Origin of the sequence: Turicibacter sanguinis (assembly GCF_013046825.1) — a bacterium.
Classification (GTDB): Bacteria; Bacillota_I; Bacilli_A; order MOL361; family Turicibacteraceae; genus Turicibacter; species Turicibacter sanguinis.
Window position 1 is genome coordinate 336,498 of sequence record NZ_CP053187.1, and the last position, 21,538, is coordinate 358,035.

Genomic DNA, 21,538 nt, shown 5'->3' on the forward strand with positions numbered 1-21,538 from the left:
TTCTCCCCTTATCCTAATCCTTCCATAACGTCTTGTATCTTGACTACAATATTGTTTACTTCAGAATCGATTAAATAACCATTTTCTCCGTCAGTTATCTGCTCTAATGCCCCTGCAAACTTTGTTGCAATCACTGTCTTATCTAAACACAAAGCTTCCGCTAATGTTAAACAATAACCATCATGTCTTGATGGTTGGACATATAAGTCTGCATGCTTCATATAAGGATAAGGGTTCGCTGTCGCTTCAATAAAAAAGAAATCATTTTCTAATCTATACTTTTGCACAAGAGCTTCGTATTGTTTTCTAGCACTTCCACTCCCAATACAATACCAGTGAACTTTATATCCTTCTGACTTTAAAACATTCAATGCCTCTATTGCTAAATCTTGACCTTTTTCTTTAGATAATCTCCCAACGGTTACAATATTAAAATAATGTTGATTAAATGTAACTTGAGGGACTTCATTTGCCATTTCTCTAATTAAATCTGGGGAGATAACATTATAAACTACCTGACACTTTGTTTCCTTTGAAGGAAACTTTTTTATTAACTGCTTACAAGCCTCTTCTGACACCACGTAAAGTTTATCAAAATTCCGCCATATACAATCATACAACGAATGGTTAATTGGAAACTTAGACACATCAAAATGAATCCAACTAATTTTTTCTTTTGCCTTTACTTTGAATGAAATATAAATATCTATGATTTCAGTAGGGGCTGCATAAGCAATGGCGATATCATATTCATCATACAGTTCAGGAATCCACCTCATAATTTGCTCATAATACTTAAGTCGGTTCTCTCCTTTTTGATCCATCATATAGCCATATAAAAAACGTAATCCTTTTATCCATTGAAACTTTTTAATAAAACTTTGAATTGTTTGATACGGGCTTTGCATAATAATAGGCTGAATTTCTTTAAACCAGGTGGCCTCTTCTACTTTAACCCATTCCGGTAACATCTCTAAAAATCCACCTTTTTTCTCAAGCAACAGTACCGTCACATCATACTTATCCTTTTCCATCGTTGACAACAAAGATAATAAAGATTTTTCTACTCCTCCAATATTCATACTGCTAAGCATAAATAAAACTTTTTTCATAATGCCCCCTAAGTAGTTAATTCATACAGTAGACTCAGTTGATTTTCCTCCTGTTCTTCAGATGAAAAATGATTACTTTCTAAATTTTTAGTATCTATGCTTTGTTTAATAGCCTGATATAAATCACACGCCTTAGCTTCTACAATCTTGGCCGAATGATAAGTTATTAACTGCTCCTTAGCACCCGTAAAATCTGTACTAATAATAGGCTTATTAAAAATCTTTGCTTCAGCTAAGGTAATACAGTAGCCTTCATGCCGAGAAGACTGAACATACAGATCACATTGTGCCATATAGGGATAAGGATTAGTGGTAGCACCTAATAAAATAAAATCACCTTCTAATTCATACTTTTTAATTAATAGCTGTAATTCCGAGCGAAAATTTCCTTCACCAACGCAATACCACTTAACGTTATACCCTTCTTCTTTTAATAAACGTAAAGTTTTAACACATAAATCTTGACCTTTTATATAATCTAGACGTCCTACCGTTAAAATTTTTAATCCATCATAACCATCTAAAAATCCAGCATGTAATCTTGACTGCAATAAGATTTGTTCTTTTGAAATAATATTATGAAAAACCTCAATCTTATCTGCAATGCTAGGAACAACTTGACAAAGTTTTTCTTTTCCTTCTTTTGAAACAACAAAAATACGATCAAACATCGGATAAATTTTCTTAACAAAACTAATATTAAATCCTATTTTTGTAATATCAAAATGAATCCATTGAACTTTTTTATTTGCTTTAATTTTATTTAAGACGTAATAACTAATAAAATCCATAGGACCAGCATAAGCCACTGCTACATCATATTCATCCTCAATATTTTTACATGATTCTAAAAGGTGATTAAAAAAAACGATTGAATTTCTATAAAGCTTAGTCATTGCATAAAAATATAAATATTTTAATCCCTCTAAGTATTTCTTATTTTTAAAATAGTCAATTGCTATTAAATGAAGTGGTGTTCTTAAAATATGTTTAAATTTTGGAAATTCATTTACATATTTAATCTGAATCCAAGAAGGGATGGAATCTAAAAATCCTCCATACTCTTCTAGCATCAAAATAGTAACCTCGTATTCTGTTGAATCAATTTGTGAGAGCATGCTTAATAATGCTTTTTCAGTTCCCCCAATATTCATATTAATCATCATAAATAATAGTTTTTTTTTCATAAATAACTCTCTCTTTTTTAGAAGTTCTCAACTAATTCATAGAACTTTTCCAACTCTTCAATGTTTCCTTTTTTTTCATTAGTCAAATATTCCACAATAGATTTTTTCAACTGTTTATCTTCAATAAATTGCTTAATCCCCTCTGCCACGGATTTCCCATTCATATCCACAACTAGACCATTTTTCCCGTGAATCATCTGATTATACACCGCATCAAATCGTGTTGTAACAATAGGTTTATTTAACATACGAGCCTCCGCAATAGCTAATCCAAATCCTTCGAACTTTGACGTTTGAACATAAATATCACAATCTTTTATATAAGGATAGGGATTTGACTTTACTCCTAATAAAATAAAATAATCTTCTAACTGATAATCATTAATTAATTTTCGGATTTCATTTTCTAAGGGTCCAACTCCTAATGCGTACCACCTAAAATTAACTCCCTCATCTCTAAGAATACGACACGCCTCCAATGCAATATCATATCCCTTTTGATGTGCTAAACGACCAATCGTTAACATTCTAATTCCCGTAAAATTATCCTGATAACTTTGTCCTGAATTAGCCATTTTACAAATCAGGTTAGCATCATTAATATCATAAATAACTTCTATTTTAGACGAATATTGAGGAAAAACTTCAGAAAATATCTCTTGTGCAGAATCTGAAACAGCCACAATCTTATTATATTTTTCATAATATTGAGTTTGAAATTTTTTATCTTTTCCTTCTAGTCGATAACTAACATTGACCCAAGCATACTTGTTCTTTGCTTGAACCTTGTCAACTACATAAAAAGTTGGAACTCCTTGTGCATAACTAATAGCTATATCGTACATTTTAGGACTGTTCTCAATAACTGAAGAAACACTCTGCCAAAAAACACGTGCTTTTTGAGCGTTATTATATTTTTTTATTCTTAAAGCTAATGAGTATCTTAATCTAGCACTCCCCAATCTGAATTTATTTAATATTAATGCCTCCCTGATACCTAAATCAGCAAAATTAAAATATTCCAAAGGAGGTAGGAGATTAACTTCTTTAGGAAGCATTTCTTCTAATGCTCCCCCATATCCAAACAACTGTAAATCCACTTCATATTGATAATAGTCTAATAAAGATAATAGAGTTATTAAACTTTTTTCGGCCCCTGCACAATGAAGTGAATCTATCACGAATAACATCTTTTTTTTCATAAATTCCTCACATTATTAAACAAATTTTCTAACTTTAGAGTATAATCTAGGACTAACATAAAACAATCCTAAAATTAATTTATGATTAAAGGAAATATACACACCTTGGCTAAATAACCTAAAGTTTTTTCTGTATAATTTTCTCATTTCTTTAAGTTTTTCATGATTATAACCTACTTCTTTTTGAATACATTCATAACTCCAAAAATATAAGTCGACAAAGTCTTTATTAGCTCTATACATCAAATTAATTAAATTATGTTCTTTATAAAATTTAATTCTATCTAATTTAGCCAATATCTTATCCGCTTTCTTGATATTTGAAGAAGATCCTAAAATACTACTCTTTCTCTGTAAATAGTAATAATAACATTCTTTTAGACATACAACATTTTTTGATTTAAAAAACAATTTATGAGCAATATATTCATCCTCATAAATTAATCCTTCTGGAAAATAAATATTATTAAATAAATTTTTTTTATAGAGCTTATTCCAAGGGAGAATATAATAATCGTCCAATCTATAAAAGTCCTTTAAACAATCTATACCACTTTGTATAGAATCGAATATTCCTTTAATTGAAGGTTTACTATCTAATAACATCTCTGTTTGTTCATCTACTAAATAAAAATTACATATTACTATATCTGCTTCATCTTTGATCGAAGCTTTATATAATATTTCATACATATTTTCATGAATATAATCATCTGGATCAATGAATGCTATATACTCGCCAATTGCACAATTAATTCCGACATTGCGAGCACTCCCTACTCCTTTGTTAGATTGATGTATTACTTTAATCCTTTTATCCTTTAAACTATATGCATCACAAATTTTTCCACTTTCATCTGTGGATCCATCATTAACTAATATTAACTCAAAATCTTTAAATGATTGGTTTAATATTGAATCAACACATTTTGACAGATATTTTTCAACATTATATATTGGAACTATAATACTAATTTTTGAGCATTCTAAATTCATTTTCTTTTATTCTCCTAAAATTTTTTAGTCATTGTTAATTTAATTTTTATTTGTTTTAAAATATAACCAAAACCATAATTTAGTAAGTAATATAAAGAAGTAATTTTTCCCCTAGAACCTCCGATATTAGCAATGTCATTATAAGTTATTAGTTCTATTTCCAATTCTTTAAACTTTTTAATAATATCCTCATCTAACATTAACTGATATTCATAAATTCTTTCTTGATATGTTGAGGTAATTTCTCTAATATCTTCTCCATCAATTGCAGGATGAATATGTACTTCATTTATACCTTCTGGAATATTTTCAAGTAACCTTAAAAAAGAACTCTTTTTAGAGTCGTAAGATTTTAAAACATCTGCATAAGGAAACTTATATACATAATCAGGAATTGGAACTTTTAATAAATCTGCTATACATGAGAAAAAAGCTGCTGCTGGATTTGAATCACAAAGATTTGGAATCTTCTCATCAATAAAATAACTACCTTTTCGACACCATCTTGTAGCCACATTAATCTGGCTACACTTTAAACATAAGTAAAAAAAGACAAATGGATTATATGTCGGATAAATAGAATAGCGATGTGTATCGACATGCGAAATTTTAATACCATCACTTAATACTTTCTTAAACTGTAAATCAATTTCTCTTTTCAAATCCTTAAATTTAAAATTTTTCATAAAACAAAACTTATCTAAAAATAAAAAACCATTTTCATTTTCTAGTGTTTTCCCTCGACTCAAACTTTTAAAATTATAAGATGAACCACCATTAACTAAAGTTAAATGTAATCCAACCTGATTTATCTTCCCTTTACTCCACTCCATTGCCTGATTATAATGTGAAGTATTAGGCATTATTGTAGCAGATGAAATACGTTTTTTTTCAAGCAAATCAATGATAGCTGAGTTAACATCTGCGCATAATCCAAAATCATCAGCATTTATAATTAAATACTTCTTCATCTTAATCCCCTCTTTAAATCATTAATATACAGTACAGTATTTGGATTTATATATAGCAAAATTAAATTAAATTTATTACGAATTGTCAAAATAGGGCTTTTTAAAATTAAATATTTTTCTTCTTTAAAATATTTTCTAATTACATTTAAAAATTCAATTTGTTTTTTCTCATCATCCAGTTGGGATAAAACATACGTCATATGATCTAAACAAAAATAACTATAACAGGCAATCACCTGATTAATTAACTTAGGATATCTCTGTTTGATAAATTCAATTATCTCTTGCCACCCCATAAATGCCTGTAACCTCTTTTCATTATAGCGACTAGTTAGTATGCTTTCTTCTCTCTTCACATAAATATAGCCTTTAAAACTCTGATAGACTATCTTAGAAGCCTTTGAAAATAATAAGTATGTTGTCGATAAATCCTCATGTATTCTTCCCTCAGGAAATTGAATCCCTTCAAAGCAATGCATCTTAAATAACTTATTACATAATGAAAAACGATATAATATCCCCTTAAATAACTCAACCATTCCATGTTCATTGTCTAACTCGATTATTTGTTTTTCTTCCTCATTATACTGAATTTTTCCGTTTATTTCCCTAGCAAACTTACATACCGAAATATCAGCATTTCTATCCTTACACAAATTAAATAACGTTGAATACATCTCAGGATCAATATAATCATCAGGATCAACAAATCCAATATAATTCCCTCTTGCAGTATCTAATCCAGCATTTCTTGCAGAACTTACACCACCATTTTCCTTATGAATAACAACAATTCTTGAATCTAACGCTGCATAGCTATCACAAATTTCTCCACATTTATCTGGGGATCCATCATTAACTAATATCAATTCAAAATTTTTGAAACTTTGATTTAGGATACTATCGATACACTTTGGCAAATATGTTGCAACATTATATATTGGCACAATAATACTAATATCTATATTTGACATAACATCCCCCTATATCGCCATCAACTTCTCTCTTAAAATAGTTGACGATGTATTCTTTGTATATGGGAAGTACACCACATCAACGCCAATTCTTTTAAACTCTTTTTCGACCTCCATAAACAATGGTTTCCCTTTCCAATCATCGCCTACAAACATCACATCAAATTGCAATTTATGTTGAGCAGCTATCTTGTCTCGACTTTTTTGAGCCACAACTAAATCAACAAATTCAATCGATTGAACAATCTCAGCCCTCTCCTCGAACGGAATAATCGGTAACTTATGCTTATACCCCATCACTAACTCATCTGTACTAACCCCAACAATTAAATACTCACATTGTTCTTTAGCTCTTTTCAAAATGTTTAAATGCCCCACATGAAACATATCAAAAACCCCTGTCGTATACCCTACTTTATATTTTTTCACATGTTGTCCCTCCATAACAAACTTCACGAATTCTCTCTACCACTCTTTCGCAGCACCTTCCATCTTCAAAACTACCGACTTGATTTAAGAATCTAACCACTTCTTGTTCATAATTCTCCTGATTAAACTGATGAATTTCCTGGCTTAATTCCTGTTGATTAAAAACCGAGATAAATGGTAATGATAATAAATCAAAATATAAACCTCGATCATGACTTGTATACTCTTTGTAGTCACTCATATATAAAAAACAAGGTCGTTTGGTTAGAGCATAATCAAACATTAAAGATGAATAGTCAGAAATCAAAACATCTGATATGTACAATAATTCTTGAATATCTGGATAATCAGTCACATCTAAAACATTTGCTCCCTCAGTCAATTGTTTTGAAAAATTCATTAAATGCGGATGCAATTTAACTAAACAAACCCACTCTCCATCAAATCGTTCGTTTAAATCTGTCGTTAAATTTCCAAAATCTAACTGATAATAATCCAAACGAGGATTCTTTCTAAAAGTTGGGGCATACAAAACAATCTTAGTTTCGAGTGAAATTCCTAAATTATTTTTTATCTTCTCTAATAATGCAACATTATTCATAAAAAAAAGGTCGTTTCTTGGACTTCCTGCTTCAAAAATCTCACCTTTATACCAAAAAGCTCGATTAAAAATTTCCGTACTAACCTGGCATCCAGACAATAACAAATCAATCTTCGGAGAATCCATCTTGGCCATGTGAATATATTGTTTTGATAATGATTCTTCAACATCCTTTTCAATCTGCTTTAGTCTTAATGAACTATGCCAAGTTTGAATATAGTATTGATCCATTCTTTTCTTAAAATCGATTGTTGTTCTAAAATTAGTCACAATAACTTTAGCCGTTGCCAACTCATAAAAATATCTCAAACTTCTATTTCGAACAACCCTTACCCCTGTAATGTCTATTGGATTATTTAAACACCAAACAACATCAAATTCATTACCTGATGTATGATTAGTTATCCATTCCGATATATACTTTGGATTGCATCCATACTGACTTCCATAGTAACTTTCGAAAAAAATCTTATTCTGTTTGATAGGAAGAGCCTGACAAACATTAGTTAATATTTTATGGACACTATCTTTAACCTGATTTTTCATAACTTCCTATCCCCCAAAACTTATCTTCTTCAATTCCTTATAATCTTCAATAATCCCTATTTTTCTTAAACTATAGTTAATCAACCTTTCAACCTGTAACAGGTTTGGATTTATTAAGAATATTTTTAATTGCCAATATAACCGTCTATCATTTTTAATACTCTCGAATAGCGACTGTTGATTCATTCTTAAATAATCTTTTAATTTTGTTCGATAAACCTTCTCTCGGTCTTGTGTCTCATTCATTGATAATAAATTAAAATGAATCAACATTGATTGAACAATGATTTTATCTTGCTCGGATATTAAACTTGGATAATAATTAACGACAAACTCTTTTCGTTCTATTTGTCCTCTTATCAAATCTAAGTTTTTTATTCTATACTGGGCAACAATACTATCCATCCGTTGTCGATAAAAATATAAAGGTTGATGAATCAAAACATATTTTTCTATCCGAGCAAAAACTTGATGCATCCAAAAGATATCTTCAAACAAAACACCCTTTTCAAATGGAATGTCATGCAATAAAGAAGCTTTGAATAACTTTCCCCATGCAAAATTTTTAATTCTTTCATTTTGAATTAATTCTTTCATTGCCTCATGATGATTTAGCACGTAATATGGATCATTTTCATTAAACCAACGATTATCGTATTCTAGACATTCATCATAAGTATAATAAAAACCACACTGAACAATATCAGCAGCTTCTATTAAACTAACATTGACTAAGCTTTCTACAAAAGATTTATCAATCCAGTCATCACTATCAACGAATAAAACATACTCCCCAGTTATATAGCGCATACCATAATTACGCGCATCGGATAAGCCGCCATTTTCTTTATGAAAAATACGGATTCGTTTATCCACCTCTAAATAACTACTTATGATTTGACCACTTTGGTCTGTTGATCCATCATTAACTAAAATAATCTCAATATTTTGATAAGTTTGAGAAATAATGCTATCGATACATTTTCGTACATAATTTTCAACGTTATAGATTGGAACAACAATACTAACAACCGGTAGCTTCATAATAATTCTCACCTACATTAGTGCATATAATTTTTGTAACTCATAACTATTTCCGTAATTTGTTCTCTGTGTCATTAACTCTAATTTATTTTTTAACTCATAATTCGAATATAGCAATTTAATCCCATTTACTATTCCATTAATTGATAAATCTGTAATATATCCATCAACTCCATGCTCAAGTTGAGAATGAGCTGTATCATAATTCGTAATCAAAACAGCTTTTCCTAAAATTTTAGCCTCTGTTACTGTAACGGCTTTTCCCTCATATCTTGATGGTTGAACATAAAGATCAGCAGCCTTCATATAAGGATATGGATTAATTTTCTTTCCATGTAAAATAAAAGAATCCTCTAATCCATATTCTTTTATCAATGCTCTTAACATTTCTTCATCAGTACCATATCCAATAATATGCCATTTAATATCAGTTAACCCTTCATCATATAACTTTCTTAATGCTTTAATGGCATTATCATAACCTTTTGCATAACAAAGTCGACCAACTGAAACCAAATTAAAATCTTGTGAATTAAATCCTTTAATTTCTTCATTCACTTGATTTTTTATAAAATCCGGAGAAATAATATTTTCTACTAATGAAATCTTATTTTCTAAACTTGGATACTTTGATAAGAATGAAGCTGTTACATCTTCTGAAATTGAAATGATATGATTAAATCGATTCCAAACTTTTAAATCTCGCTTTATATCAGTCCTAATTTTAGAATAATCCGTATGAATCCAAGCTATTTTCTTTTTTGCTTTTACCTTATATGCAACATAATCATGTGGCCATAAAAAACTAATCGCGACATCATACTCTTGATCCAATGATTTTAAAAGTGGTAATGAATACTTCCACATATCCTGCATTTGAATCACACTTTCACCATCAGTCCCTTCTAATTTTGACTTTAAATTAGCCCCAATTCGAGATAAAGCTAAGAGAAAGTGCCCCTCTTTAATTAAATAAACCACTGGTTTTCTAAAAGAGGCTAATTGATTAATTTGTGGTAGTAGATTTATCTTATTAGTTAAGAAAGGAAAGAAATCTCCGCTATGATGATATAGTAATAAATCCACTTCAAATTGCTCATAGTCGAACTGTTCAAGCATACTAATTAAACTTCTTTCAACTCCACCAACTTCTAAATCATAAGAGGCAATTAAGATCTTCTTTTTCATGCAGATTCTCCCTTATAAATATTCATCAGATTCCCAACAACCTGTTCTTTTGTATACCCTTTTTCATAAAGTGCCGAAATCAATGACTGAGAATCATCTAATTTACTAGATGATCGATTTAATACTTGTTCACACCATAAATCTAAATTGTCTGTCAATCTTAATTGACTCATAAGTCCTAATCCTAAATCTGCCTCTGGTTGGATTGCCTCAGAAACAATACAAGGAACACCACACATCTGTGCCTCAAGTAAAACCAATCCTAATCCTTCAAATATTGACGGGAATAAAAACACATCAAAGCAATGTAATATCGTTGAAATATCTTCTCTGAGTCCTAAAAACAGAACATGATTTTCTAAATTCTTTTCCTTAACAAGAAACTCAATATCAGTCTTCAAAGATCCTTCCCCTACTAAAACTAAATACGCATTTGAATTAATCTGAACTATTTTTTCCATTAAATTAATCATAAAAATATGATTTTTTGCTTCTGTAAATCGTCCAATATGACCAATCACATACCTATTTTCTAAATGATATTGCTTCTTAAAACTACTAACTGCTGCTTTATCAATCATCATAAATTTCGAATAATCAATTAAATTAGGTAAATAAAGATATCTCTTATTCTCTCCAAACAAATACTTTCCTGCTTCTTGACTACACGATAACAAATTAGTTGATGAAAAATGAATGACCTGTCTCATTAGATTAATATAAGTACGCCTAATCACACTACTCTGATTATCTAATGTCGTATGAGCATGAGCGATTCTAACAGGTATCCCTGCTAACTTCCCAGCAAGATTAGCGATGCCACAGTGAAATAACGTATGTGAATGAATAACATCATATGGCCCATTCTCTTTAATAACTTTCATCAGCTGCTTAACCGAAGTCGTTTTATTAAGATGAAAAATGCGCCCACCTAACTTTAAAATTTCATCATCATAATAAGCTTTATTAGGACTGTAAGAAACAAAATCAAATTGTATCTCATTTCGATTAATCGAACGAAAAACATTCATTAGCATCGTTTCCGTTCCCCCCATATTCATCGCACCAACAACATGTAATACCCTCATTTTCCTCCCCCCCCCTAAAATAAACTAATAATACTCTTATACCCTGATCCTAATCCCTGTAACACCTGCTCATAATACATAAAAATAAAATAACAGACTAAAAATCCATAATATAATAATCGCTTCTGCTTTAAATTAGGCCATTTCATCAAAATATACGGCAGTAGTACAAACGAATAAGGTAGAAAATAATAACTTAACCTTGCAAAAATCCAATTATACATTGAGAAACATAAGATAATTCCATTAATTAAACACATATTGACAAATATTTTGCTTTCAGGCCACTCCTTCTCTAATTTATCTTTGAATAAATAGGCTCCTATGACAGGAAGCAATCCAATAAATGCACGAATAAAGCTCGATCCACCTTCATCAAACTCTGAATAATGTCCGTAGTTTGTATTTCCTAATATCTCAAAGATAATTGGCTCTAAAATATCATATAAGATTAATCCTACTCCTAAAAATCCAATCATCATCCATATTTTTTTAGACCATGGTTTCTCTTGTACAACAAAGTATAAAGGAATCATAATGAGTGCTGATTCATGAATACTACACAATAAAACAACAATTAAACAATATAGCCAAAACTTTTTTTTTATAATTAATGGTGTACAGGCAAATAAAATAGCCGCAGCCATCGCTTGCCGAATACCATTCATTGTTGTCAACCAATAACCAGATGTAATAAACATAAATAACTGTAACTCAAAATAATTATGGTAGCGATACATTGTAAAAACAGTACTAACATTAGTAATTAGAGCTGTAAAAAAAACTAAAAACTGAGGATTTGTAGAAATAGAAATTAAAATAAGCTGAAAAATAACAAAACCAATATCACGACCATCCTCTGGTAAAACAGGATTTTGAGCTAACAATTCATAGGTATGCTTATAAAAATACGTATCTCCAATCCCTGTTCTACTTCCCGCTACCCCAACGAAAATAGCAGTGATGACAAACACAAAAAAGTATTTTATGTACTTATATTTATTACTTGTCAGTCGTGTGATAAGACCTAAAATAAATGTTACGATTAATGTTGTGTAAAATACTTGCATGATAATTCCCCTTTAATTGGATGTCTTTTTTAAAATCACTCGATATAATCCATATCCTAGAGGACTAGCTAATGCAGTAAGGAACTTTTGTGGATTCTCATGAAAAATAGATTTATTGTTAATTAGGCAACAACTCGAAACATAATGCACACACTCTTTAAATTTGTAACTTAATGAGGCCTGTGGATTCTTTAAATTCTCTAATCGATAAAAAGCAAAACCTTTTGGATTTTTACGATATTGATGCCACATGCTATTTGATGAACCGTCAGGTAGATATTCAACAATACATAATACCTCATTTAGTAACCCAAGCTTATGCGTTTGATCAATCTTATAATACTTGTAAGCCAATCCTACATATCGTTCTCCCTCAAATAAAGGATATGGGTAATCTCTAGTTAAATCTGTTCGATAGACGATTTTCTTATCTCCTCTAACACCATGTTTTTGATATAAATTAAATAAGGTTTCAGACTGGACTTCAACAGGTAACTTTGTTCCAATAATTGTTCCATCTTCAAAAGCATCTAATCCAACAAAGCCAGCTAATGAATCACTTCGATGCTGACTCCAATAGTTAACAATCTTTTCTACTGCATCTATTGGCATATAATCATCCGAATCAATGCAAACATTCAACTCAGTATCAATCAGCTCATAAGCTGTGTTATGTGCTCCATGCATGCCTTGATTTTCTTGATAATGATACGTAATATTCAACAAGCCTTCTGCCATCCACTGAGTCACTAACTCTTTTGTATCATCAGTTGACCCATCATCAATAATCAACCAGTTAAAACTTTGATTCGTTTGATATTTTAAACTCTCATAACATTTAGATAGCGTATAGGCCCGGTTATACGCCGGTGTAAAAACTGTTAATAATGGTTTCATCAATTATCCCCCTATCACTGCTACTTCATATAATGATTCTAATTTTTCTTGATAGCTGGCTATCCCATAATTCTCACAAACAAACTTATGACCTCTTCTGGATAATAAAGAACGTTTTCGAACTTGATTTTTAAGTTTAATCATTTCTTCTATGAATTGTTTATACTCTCCCTGATAAACTAATACGCCTCTATCATCTTTCAGTAATTCTCCGATACTACCAACATTCATGCTTACGACGGGTAATGAGTTAACCATTGCTTCTAAAATAACCATTGGCAAACCCTCATAAACCGAAGGAAGAAAGAAAACATCAATCAATTGATAAAATTGTTTAATATCTTCCTGAAAACCAGTAAAAATAAAGTACTCTTGCAAAGAATGTTCCTGAATTAACTGTTTAATCTCTCCCTCTTGTTCACCACTTCCCACAAGAAGGATTTTACAATCATTAAATCTTCCTTTAAAGTTCACAAATTCTTTTATGAAAGGAATCAATCCCTTAGCTTCCGTTAATCTTCCAATAAATCCGAATATAAAATCATTCTCTTGAATTCCATAAAAATTCTTAATTTTTTGAATATTAATTTGAGGAAGCTTTATTAAGTCTGTTGTATCAATAGCATTAGATAAAATATAGGAGCTATCTTCATCAAAATAATCAGAGTTTAATACATAGTGATCCTTAACTAATTCCCCGCACAAAATATTATAATCAACACGTGGTCTTAAATAAGAATCAATTTTTTTATTGAGATTATCCCCTATTAACCAAGGGTAACAACTATGGACGTGAGAAATAACTTTCACATCTAATCGATACAATCTTTTTGTTAAATACGCCGCTAACGTAGCCGTGTTATCATGAGCATGAATTAATTTAATTTGATGAACTTTTATCGTTTGCTTTAATTGGTGAAGCGTTAAAGGAAGTTTAGCTTTTGAAAAATTCATGCTATACGCTTGAATGCCTTCCTTTTCAAACACTTTCTTTAACACCTCTCCACCTGTCACAACAATCGGCTCATACTTTGTTAAATGCTTGCAAATTAACAGTGCCATCTTTTCAGCGCCACTTAACTGATTCATCGGTAAAATATGTAGTACTTTCTCCACCGTCATCCCCCTCTAAACTAAAATCTTTTTAAGCTCTCCGACCACTGACTCCACATTATATTTCTCAACCTCTTCTAACGCTCTAACGCCCATCACACTTACCAATTCAGCATTAGACATCAGTTTCTCAATACAATTAGCAGTAGTCACGGCATCTCCAACAGGTACTAAGAATCCAGTCTCTCCATCAATCACTAAATCACGAATCCCACGAATATTCGTTCCAATCACAGGTTTGCCACAAGCCATTAATTCCATGATATTTCGTGGCAATCCTTCACGATATGACAACAAAATTCCAATATCGCTAACCCCGATTAATTCTTTAATATCCGTTCGATAGCCAAGCATCTGAATACAGTCTGATAACCCGCGTTTCTCCACCTCAGCAACAACCTCAGCAAATAACGATCCTTCACCTGCACAAAGCACCTTAACCGATTTTCCTCTTTGCTTCAATAATTCAACCGCTTGAATCATCTGATGATGATTTTTATTTTTGTTCACCTCTGCAATCATCAAAATCACAAAGTCATCCTTCGCTAAATCATACTTGTATCGATTGAACTTCGCTTCATAATCACGTAACTGATAATCACTCACCGTAACGCCAACACCATTCACCTTATAAGTTGCTCGAACTCCGAGTCGTTTTCCACGCTCAAAATCCTCATCATTAATCGTAATCAACTGATCCGTAAACTTTGCCATCACCCACTCAATTGGATAATACATCAGCCACCCGGATAATGAGCCACCTTGATGAAAATGGAATCCATGCACCGTATAAACTGTTTTTAAAGTGTGATATTTGAGTTTTAACAATCTTCCATACAACGCGGCAATCGGAGTATGAACATGCACCGTTTCATACCTATTCTCTTTTTGTATCTTTGATAATTTCCTAAATGCTTTTAAATTCCTTAGATCAAGCGGATTTCTTGTAAATGGAAGATCATAAACTTCCACACCTCGATTAAGCAAGATATCATTCACTTCTTGATCAACACAACAGGCAATATCCACAAGGTATCCTTGATCAAGTAACATCATAATATGGGGAACTAAAAAAGCATTGACCGTTCGACTAACCGTTGTCACATACAATATTTTCTTCATCTTTTTTCCCCTAACCACTTTAGCAGGTACCCCCACCACAGTACAGTAACCATATGTACTCTTTAATACAACACTTCCAGCTCCAACCTTCGTTTGTGGGCCAATTTTTAATCCTTGAATAATTGTGGCTCCACTTCCAATAAAACACCCTTCTTCAAGAGTCACATGACCTGAAATATTACAATTCCATAAAATATCACAATAATCTTTAATCACACTATCATGCCCAATGCCTGTTGATGCACAAACAATGACGTGATCTCCCAACATCACATCAACTGTCATCATTACCTGCTGATAAATGATACATCCTTCTCCAATACTCATGAATGGATTTAAATCCACCTTCGGATGAATTAACTTCGCAAACTTCACCCATGGATAAAACTCTTTAATTTTCATGATGATTTTCTTTTTGACTGTATAATTAGCGATAGCACATACCACATAAATCGGCCCTTTATATTGCGTTAAAATATCTAATGGGCCAAGAACAGAGACCCCATTATATTCCGTTCCGACCGCTGTAAAATCATCAATGAAACCTAGTAAATCCCAAGTAGGATGAACACGATTAATTGCCTCAACAATTAGCGTTGCCTCGCGTCCAACACCACCTGCCCCAATAATCAACAGAGGTTTCATTTTATTCTCCCTTTCCCTTAGACGATTCTTCTCTTAAACTTCTCCATCGTGACTTGCCCTTCCTGGCTAATTCCCTCCCGCTTCAATACCTTAATAACGGTCATCCACAGGATTTTTAAATCTAACCCAAAATGACGATGGTCCACATACCAGACATCCAAATTAAAACGTTCCTCCCAAGAAACCAAATTTCGACCGTTCACTTGGGCCCATCCCGTTAATCCAGGTCTGATTTCATGACGTCTAATTTGATGCTCATCATATTCTAGCAAATACTCAACAAGCAGTGGGCGTGGTCCCACAAAACTCATTTCTCCCTTTAAAATATTAAATAACTCTGGAAGTTCATCCAAACTTGTTTGACGGAGAAATTGGCCAAATTTCGTGAGACGCATCTCATCTGATAATGGCTGCCCCTTTTTATCGACCGAGTTACTCATTGTTCGAAATTTATAGATTTTAAAAATTTGATTATCTTTCCCAACACGTTCTTGTACAAAAAATACGGGCCATCCCATCTTAATCCCAACTAAAACAGCGACTAGCAGTATAACAGGCGATAATAAAATAATTAAAACAAGACTCATCACAATATCAAAAACTCTCTTTCGCATCCTTATTCCCCTTTAAATAAAGACTTAATGATTTCGATAACATATTCTTGTTCTTCGATGGTCATCTTCGTATCAGATGGTAAACAAAGGCCACGATTGAAAACATCTTCACTCACTGAGTGATTATCGTCCATATAATAAGGATAATCTTTAAAAATCGGTTGCAGATGCATTGGCTTCCAAATCGGGCGTGATTCAATATTTTCAGCTTCTAAAGCCAAAATAATATCTAATGGTTTAATCTGACACTCTGCATCTAAAATGGCACAGCTTAACCAATAATTTGGTTCCCCGTACTCACGAATTGGCATCATATTAAGTCCTTCAATCTCTTTAAAGGCTTCTTCATATCGTTTGAAGATGGCTTTCTTTTGTTGAATTCGAGTTTCTAAGACTTGTAGTTGCCCTCGTCCAATTCCTGCCAATACGTTACTCATACGGTTATTGTATCCAAGTTCCTTATGTTCATAATGACGGGCGGCTTCTCGCGCCTGAGTTGCCCAAAATCGTGCTTTTTCAACATGAGCCTGATGATTTGAAATCATCATACCACCACCCGATGTTGTAATAATCTTATTGCCATTAAACGAATAAATTCCAATCTCACCGAGTGTTCCTGAAGCTTGGCCTTTGTACGTTGCACCTAATGATTCTGCCGCATCCTCTAAAATCGGGACCCCATGTTCATCACAAATAGCTTTGATTTCATCCATATCAGCACTTTGACCGTATAAATGGACAACCACGACAGCTTTTGGTGTATAATCTTCAAACGCTTTGCGAAGTGCATTTGGTGACATATTCCAAGAATTTATTTCCGAGTCAATAAAAACGGGCGTTGCTCCTTCATAGATAATTGGATTACAACTTGCTGAAAAGGTAAGTGTCGAACAAAACACCACATCACCTGGTGAAACACCAAGGGCTTTTAATCCTAAATGAATGGCTGCTGTCCCAGAAGATAGTGCTGCCGCATGTGAAGTTCCCACTCTATGGGCGAGCTCCTTTTCAAACTCATTAACATTCGGTCCAAGCGGTGCCACCCAGTTCGTTTCAAAAGCTTCAGCTACATAAGCTTGCTCGGCCCCTCCCATATGAGGTGAAGCTAAATAAATCCGTTTCCCCATGTTTATCTCTCCCTAACTAACATCCTCTACGACTAAATTTAACTCTTTCTTAAAATGATGGTCTGGCTCTTTATATGTTGTCACAATTTCTTTCATCATCTCTCTAACCAACTTGTCATCTGAAAGGACACATTTTAATTGATCCAAATGATGTTGCAACCTTTCAAAGCTTTCTACTGGAGGACGGCCAATAAATATTTTCTTATTCGCGGTCTTTAATAGTCCCTCTTCAGATAGCAACAATTCTTCAAACATTTTCTCACCAGGACGAAGCCCTGTATATTTAATATCAATGTCTTTTCCAAGTTCGAGTCCTGACAGACGAATCAATCCTTTAGCTAAATCGACAATTTTAACCGGTTCTCCCATATCTAAAACAAAGACTTCGCCCCCACGAGCCATTGCTCCAGCTTGTAACACCAACTCAACAGCCTCTGGTATTGTCATAAAATAACGAATAATATCAGGATGTGTTACTGTGATAGGGCCACCATTTTCTATCTGACGCTTAAACAATGGAATCACACTCCCATTGCTTCCAAGCACATTTCCAAAACGAACCGCGACATACTCACAACGGCTGTGCTCATTTAAACTTTGAATAATCATTTCCGCTAATCGTTTTGAAGCTCCCATAATATTTGTTGGATTCACAGCCTTATCCGTTGAAATTAACACAAAGCGTGACACCTTAAATTCATGTGCACATTTAGCAACATTTAAGGTTCCAAACACATTATTTTTAATCGCTTCTTGTGGACTAGCTTCCATGAGTGGTACATGTTTATGAGCTGCCGCATGATAGACAATCTGTGGGTGATACTGATTAAAAATTTGTCTGATACGGCTAAAGTCACGAACCGATGCGATGATAACTTTTAAATCTAATCCTTTTCCATACATCGCTTTTAACTCATTTTGAATGTCATACGCTGAATTTTCATAAATATCGACGATAATTAATGTTTTCGGGTTGAAACTAGCAATCTGACGACAAAGTTCAGAACCAATCGAACCGCCACCTCCTGTCACTAGCACCACTTTACCATGAATGAAGTTACTGATTTCTTCAAGGTTTGTTTCGACCGGATCACGTCCAAGTAAATCCTCAATTTCAACATCTCGTATTTTTCGAATATCGACTTCTCCGTTAATTAACTGATACAATCCCGGCATCGTCTTCAATTTACACGGCGTTTTCTGACAAATATCAAGAATCTGCTTCATCTCTTTTCCATTCATCGATGGAATCGAAACCAAGATTTCATCCACGTTCTTCTCTTCTACGACTCGCACGATATCGTGACGCGTTCCAACGACATCCACCCCATGTAACGTGCGACCTTGCTTACTTTTATCATCATCAATAACCCCAACCGGACGTAATTTTACATCCTCATTGATTTGAAGCTCGCGAATCACTGTTGATCCGGCATCTCCTCCGCCGACAATCAATACATTTTTCCACTTTGATTTAGGTTGCAGTTGTAAAGTAAATCGGCGATCGCGTCTTACCACACGATAAGCAAATCGAATCCCTCCGATAAAGAAAACGAGCAGTAAAATATAAACTGGCATTAAAATCACATCAAAATTAATATGCAAGATTGGGTTAATAACAAGAAATAAGATTAATCCCCCAATGACACAGGCCTTTAATACATTTAATAATTCTGAAATACTCGCATATTGCCATAAACTTTTATACAGTTTAAACAAATAAAATAACCCGACTAAACAGATAGAATAAGGGAGAACACTTTTTAAAAAATCATCTCCAAAATAGATAGGCCAATTGACCCCATATTTAAAACTTAAGATGAGATACGTACTAAGCTGTATTAAACAAACATCAATAAAGATTAAACTCATTTTCCAAACTTGGCCTAAATACATTCCTTTTAACACAGTCTCGCTCTTCATCTAACCCCCAACCTCTTTTCAATTCTCTTAATTTATTTTCTTCCAAATGCTTTTTTACCAAATGATTTTCTTCGCATAGGTTCCTCTTGCGTATAAGTATAATATTGATATCCTAAATAACGAGCAGACTCCACTGGTACCATCGTTAAAACGGCTCCAAGTAATCTTGCATTGACCTTTTCTAGATGATTCTTTGCCTGTTTCGTTAGCTCGATTTGCGTTTTTCCCGAAGCTACAACTAATAAGGTTCCATCTGTTTTAGTTGCAAGTAAGGCTGCATCCGTCACAACACCAACCGGTGGCGTATCATAAATCACGACATCATATGTTTCTTTTGCTTTTTCAAAGAAATGATTCATAGCACGTGAACTTAAAAGTTCTACTGAATTAGGCGGAATCGGGCCCGTTGTTAAGACACTTAAATTTTCTTTCACTGCGTGTACCACTTCAGAAATTTCTAAACGACTCGCCACTACATTTGTAAGTCCACGTGAGTTTTGTAAGTCAAAAAACTTATGTAATTTGGGACGACGTAAATCAGCATCGATTAATAAGACTTTTTTTCCTGTTTGAGCATAAGCAACGGCTAAATTAACTGATGTCGTGCTCTTTCCTTCTGATGGTCCTGGACTTGTAATCGTCAATGTTTTGATAGTTTCATCTAATCCTGAGAATTGAATATTCGTATATAAGGTTCGATAGGCCTCAGTAGCAGGAGACTTTGGACTAATCAAACTAATAACGTCATTATGCTCGACTTGTTTTCGCTTCATCCTTTTTCCCCTCCATCATTTTTTGTGCTCGATATTTTGAGAGTTCAATATCAGTATTTGGAATGACTCCCATAATTGGAATGCCCAGTTCATCTTCTACTTCTTTTGCTGTTTTAAAAGTTGTATCTAAAACTTCTAATAAAAGGATGATTCCAATTGCTAAAACAACTCCAATCATGCCCCCTATCATAATACTTCGATTTAAATTCATTCCTGATGTCACATACGGGACTCGTGCTTCATCAACGACAGATAAATCAATATCAGACATCATTTTCTTTACCATATCCATTAAAACTTCTGCTGTGATATTAGCAACTTTGGCAGCTGACTCTGCATTTGTATGTGTCACCGATAATTTGACGAGTGATCCATCCCCAGCACTGATACTAATACTTCCTAATGAACCACTACCTACTGCCTCAGCTATTTGTGTTCGCACTGACTGACTATTTAACATGCCAGTAAATGTTGTGATCACATTACTTCCAACAGAAAAATCACGACTACTCGTCGTCAATCCTGTGCTTTTATAGTGCATTAATAAAGTCGTTGACGCTTGATAAACTGGAACATAACTACTATAGGTACGGTATCCCATTAATCCAGCTAACAAACCACCTAATAGGACGATGAGCCACCAACGTTTTTTTAATAAATCAATGTACTCATAGAAATTAATTCCTTTTTCAGCTATTTGCATCTTTTTATCCCCCTATTTCTAAAAATTAAACTTGGTGTGGCTAAATGTTCATTTTATTCATTTCTGTAAAATTTATATCTTATTTTGCCTGTCAGATAGTGTCATATTATCAATAAGAATCATATTTATTGGGATATTCGACGTGTAGTGTAATCTTTTTCACTTGATTAGTTAAAATTCACTATTGTAAATTGTCAAAAAGGGGAATTTAAT

Annotated in this window: 20 protein-coding genes; all 20 read right to left on the reverse strand. The window is 33.0% G+C overall.

Going from position 1 to position 21,538, the window contains the following annotated elements; genetic code table 11:
- Positions 1-8 precede the first annotated feature (8 nt).
- The 20 genes from HLK68_RS01780 to HLK68_RS01880 are packed head-to-tail and all read right to left on the reverse strand — an operon-like array spanning position 9 to position 21,325.
- Positions 9-1,112 (reverse strand): glycosyltransferase, encoded by a 1,104-nt coding sequence (locus tag HLK68_RS01780; protein WP_132943005.1) that lies wholly within the window; start codon positions 1,110-1,112, stop codon positions 9-11.
- An 8-nt stretch (positions 1,113-1,120) separates the two neighbouring features.
- Positions 1,121-2,299: a glycosyltransferase gene (locus HLK68_RS01785; protein ID WP_132943004.1), complete on the reverse strand. Its 1,179-nt coding sequence runs from the start codon at positions 2,297-2,299 to the stop codon at positions 1,121-1,123.
- A gap of 17 nt (positions 2,300-2,316) precedes the next feature.
- Positions 2,317-3,501, reverse strand: a complete 1,185-nt coding sequence (locus HLK68_RS01790) for a glycosyltransferase (protein WP_132943003.1) — start codon at positions 3,499-3,501, stop codon at positions 2,317-2,319.
- 15 nt (positions 3,502-3,516) lie between these two features.
- The gene (locus tag HLK68_RS01795) at positions 3,517-4,497 is read right to left on the reverse strand and encodes a glycosyltransferase family 2 protein (protein ID WP_132943002.1); all 981 of its coding nucleotides are present in this window, start codon (positions 4,495-4,497) and stop codon (positions 3,517-3,519) included.
- A gap of 14 nt (positions 4,498-4,511) precedes the next feature.
- A complete protein-coding gene (locus HLK68_RS01800) occupies positions 4,512-5,468 on the reverse strand; it encodes a carbohydrate deacetylase (protein ID WP_132943001.1) in 957 nt (318 codons plus the stop codon).
- Positions 5,465-6,442, reverse strand: coding sequence for a glycosyltransferase (locus HLK68_RS01805; RefSeq protein WP_132943000.1), 978 nt, complete (start codon positions 6,440-6,442; stop codon positions 5,465-5,467). The genes HLK68_RS01800 and HLK68_RS01805 overlap by 4 nt, the downstream gene beginning before the upstream one ends.
- A gap of 9 nt (positions 6,443-6,451) precedes the next feature.
- Positions 6,452-6,871, reverse strand: coding sequence for an adenylyltransferase/cytidyltransferase family protein (locus tag HLK68_RS01810; protein ID WP_132942999.1), 420 nt, complete (start codon positions 6,869-6,871; stop codon positions 6,452-6,454).
- Positions 6,858-8,018, reverse strand: a complete 1,161-nt coding sequence (locus HLK68_RS01815) for a CDP-glycerol glycerophosphotransferase family protein (RefSeq protein WP_132942998.1) — start codon at positions 8,016-8,018, stop codon at positions 6,858-6,860. Before HLK68_RS01815 ends, HLK68_RS01810 begins: the two co-directional genes overlap by 14 nt.
- Positions 8,019-8,024: 6 nt before the next feature.
- Complete coding sequence (locus HLK68_RS01820) at positions 8,025-9,062, reverse strand: glycosyltransferase family 2 protein (protein WP_132942997.1); 1,038 nt, start codon at positions 9,060-9,062, stop codon at positions 8,025-8,027.
- A 12-nt stretch (positions 9,063-9,074) separates the two neighbouring features.
- On the reverse strand, positions 9,075-10,250 hold the full coding sequence (locus HLK68_RS01825) for a glycosyltransferase (protein ID WP_132942996.1): 1,176 nt from the start codon (positions 10,248-10,250) through the stop codon (positions 9,075-9,077).
- Entirely contained in the window at positions 10,247-11,338 is a 1,092-nt protein-coding gene (locus tag HLK68_RS01830; RefSeq protein ID WP_132942995.1) for a glycosyltransferase family 1 protein, read from the reverse strand. Before HLK68_RS01830 ends, HLK68_RS01825 begins: the two co-directional genes overlap by 4 nt.
- Positions 11,339-11,352: 14 nt before the next feature.
- A complete protein-coding gene (locus HLK68_RS01835) occupies positions 11,353-12,408 on the reverse strand; it encodes an EpsG family protein (protein ID WP_132942994.1) in 1,056 nt (351 codons plus the stop codon).
- A gap of 12 nt (positions 12,409-12,420) precedes the next feature.
- Entirely contained in the window at positions 12,421-13,305 is an 885-nt protein-coding gene (locus HLK68_RS01840) for a glycosyltransferase family 2 protein (RefSeq protein ID WP_132942993.1), read from the reverse strand.
- 3 nt (positions 13,306-13,308) lie between these two features.
- Positions 13,309-14,421, reverse strand: coding sequence for a glycosyltransferase (locus HLK68_RS01845; protein WP_132942992.1), 1,113 nt, complete (start codon positions 14,419-14,421; stop codon positions 13,309-13,311).
- Between the two features lie 12 nt (positions 14,422-14,433).
- Positions 14,434-16,185: a NeuD/PglB/VioB family sugar acetyltransferase gene (locus HLK68_RS14500; RefSeq protein ID WP_202983262.1), complete on the reverse strand. Its 1,752-nt coding sequence runs from the start codon at positions 16,183-16,185 to the stop codon at positions 14,434-14,436.
- Positions 16,186-16,202: 17 nt separating this feature from the next.
- Positions 16,203-16,799 (reverse strand): sugar transferase, encoded by a 597-nt coding sequence (locus HLK68_RS01860; protein WP_132942991.1) that lies wholly within the window; start codon positions 16,797-16,799, stop codon positions 16,203-16,205.
- 2 nt (positions 16,800-16,801) lie between these two features.
- Positions 16,802-17,926 carry a DegT/DnrJ/EryC1/StrS family aminotransferase gene (locus HLK68_RS01865; protein ID WP_132942990.1) on the reverse strand — a complete coding sequence of 375 codons (1,125 nt, stop codon included), beginning with the start codon at positions 17,924-17,926 and terminating at the stop codon, positions 16,802-16,804.
- A gap of 12 nt (positions 17,927-17,938) precedes the next feature.
- Complete coding sequence (locus HLK68_RS01870) at positions 17,939-19,849, reverse strand: nucleoside-diphosphate sugar epimerase/dehydratase (protein WP_132942989.1); 1,911 nt, start codon at positions 19,847-19,849, stop codon at positions 17,939-17,941.
- Between the two features lie 32 nt (positions 19,850-19,881).
- On the reverse strand, positions 19,882-20,622 hold the full coding sequence (locus HLK68_RS01875) for a CpsD/CapB family tyrosine-protein kinase (RefSeq protein WP_132942988.1): 741 nt from the start codon (positions 20,620-20,622) through the stop codon (positions 19,882-19,884).
- A complete protein-coding gene (locus tag HLK68_RS01880) occupies positions 20,597-21,325 on the reverse strand; it encodes a YveK family protein (RefSeq protein WP_132942987.1) in 729 nt (242 codons plus the stop codon). The genes HLK68_RS01875 and HLK68_RS01880 overlap by 26 nt, the downstream gene beginning before the upstream one ends.
- Between the last annotated feature and the right edge of the window lie 213 nt (positions 21,326-21,538).

Bases quoted from the DNA above. Each gene is read 5' to 3' on its own strand.
- HLK68_RS01780 (WP_132943005.1), bottom strand. From the start codon at position 1,112: ATGAAAAAAGTTTTATTTATGCTTAGCAGTATGAATATTGGAGGAGTA.
- HLK68_RS01785 (WP_132943004.1), bottom strand. From the start codon at position 2,299: ATGAAAAAAAAACTATTATTTATGATGATTAATATGAATATTGGGGGA.
- HLK68_RS01790 (WP_132943003.1), bottom strand. From the start codon at position 3,501: ATGAAAAAAAAGATGTTATTCGTGATAGATTCACTTCATTGTGCAGGG.
- HLK68_RS01795 (WP_132943002.1), bottom strand. From the start codon at position 4,497: ATGAATTTAGAATGCTCAAAAATTAGTATTATAGTTCCAATATATAAT.
- HLK68_RS01800 (WP_132943001.1), bottom strand. From the start codon at position 5,468: ATGAAGAAGTATTTAATTATAAATGCTGATGATTTTGGATTATGCGCA.
- HLK68_RS01805 (WP_132943000.1), bottom strand. From the start codon at position 6,442: ATGTCAAATATAGATATTAGTATTATTGTGCCAATATATAATGTTGCA.
- HLK68_RS01815 (WP_132942998.1), bottom strand. From the start codon at position 8,018: ATGAAAAATCAGGTTAAAGATAGTGTCCATAAAATATTAACTAATGTT.
- HLK68_RS01820 (WP_132942997.1), bottom strand. From the start codon at position 9,062: ATGAAGCTACCGGTTGTTAGTATTGTTGTTCCAATCTATAACGTTGAA.
- HLK68_RS01825 (WP_132942996.1), bottom strand. From the start codon at position 10,250: ATGAAAAAGAAGATCTTAATTGCCTCTTATGATTTAGAAGTTGGTGGA.
- HLK68_RS01830 (WP_132942995.1), bottom strand. From the start codon at position 11,338: ATGAGGGTATTACATGTTGTTGGTGCGATGAATATGGGGGGAACGGAA.
- HLK68_RS01835 (WP_132942994.1), bottom strand. From the start codon at position 12,408: ATGCAAGTATTTTACACAACATTAATCGTAACATTTATTTTAGGTCTT.
- HLK68_RS01840 (WP_132942993.1), bottom strand. From the start codon at position 13,305: ATGAAACCATTATTAACAGTTTTTACACCGGCGTATAACCGGGCCTAT.
- HLK68_RS14500 (WP_202983262.1), bottom strand. From the start codon at position 16,185: ATGAAACCTCTGTTGATTATTGGGGCAGGTGGTGTTGGACGCGAGGCA.
- HLK68_RS01860 (WP_132942991.1), bottom strand. From the start codon at position 16,799: ATGCGAAAGAGAGTTTTTGATATTGTGATGAGTCTTGTTTTAATTATT.
- HLK68_RS01865 (WP_132942990.1), bottom strand. From the start codon at position 17,926: ATGGGGAAACGGATTTATTTAGCTTCACCTCATATGGGAGGGGCCGAG.
- HLK68_RS01870 (WP_132942989.1), bottom strand. From the start codon at position 19,849: ATGAAGAGCGAGACTGTGTTAAAAGGAATGTATTTAGGCCAAGTTTGG.
- HLK68_RS01875 (WP_132942988.1), bottom strand. From the start codon at position 20,622: ATGAAGCGAAAACAAGTCGAGCATAATGACGTTATTAGTTTGATTAGT.
- HLK68_RS01880 (WP_132942987.1), bottom strand. From the start codon at position 21,325: ATGCAAATAGCTGAAAAAGGAATTAATTTCTATGAGTACATTGATTTA.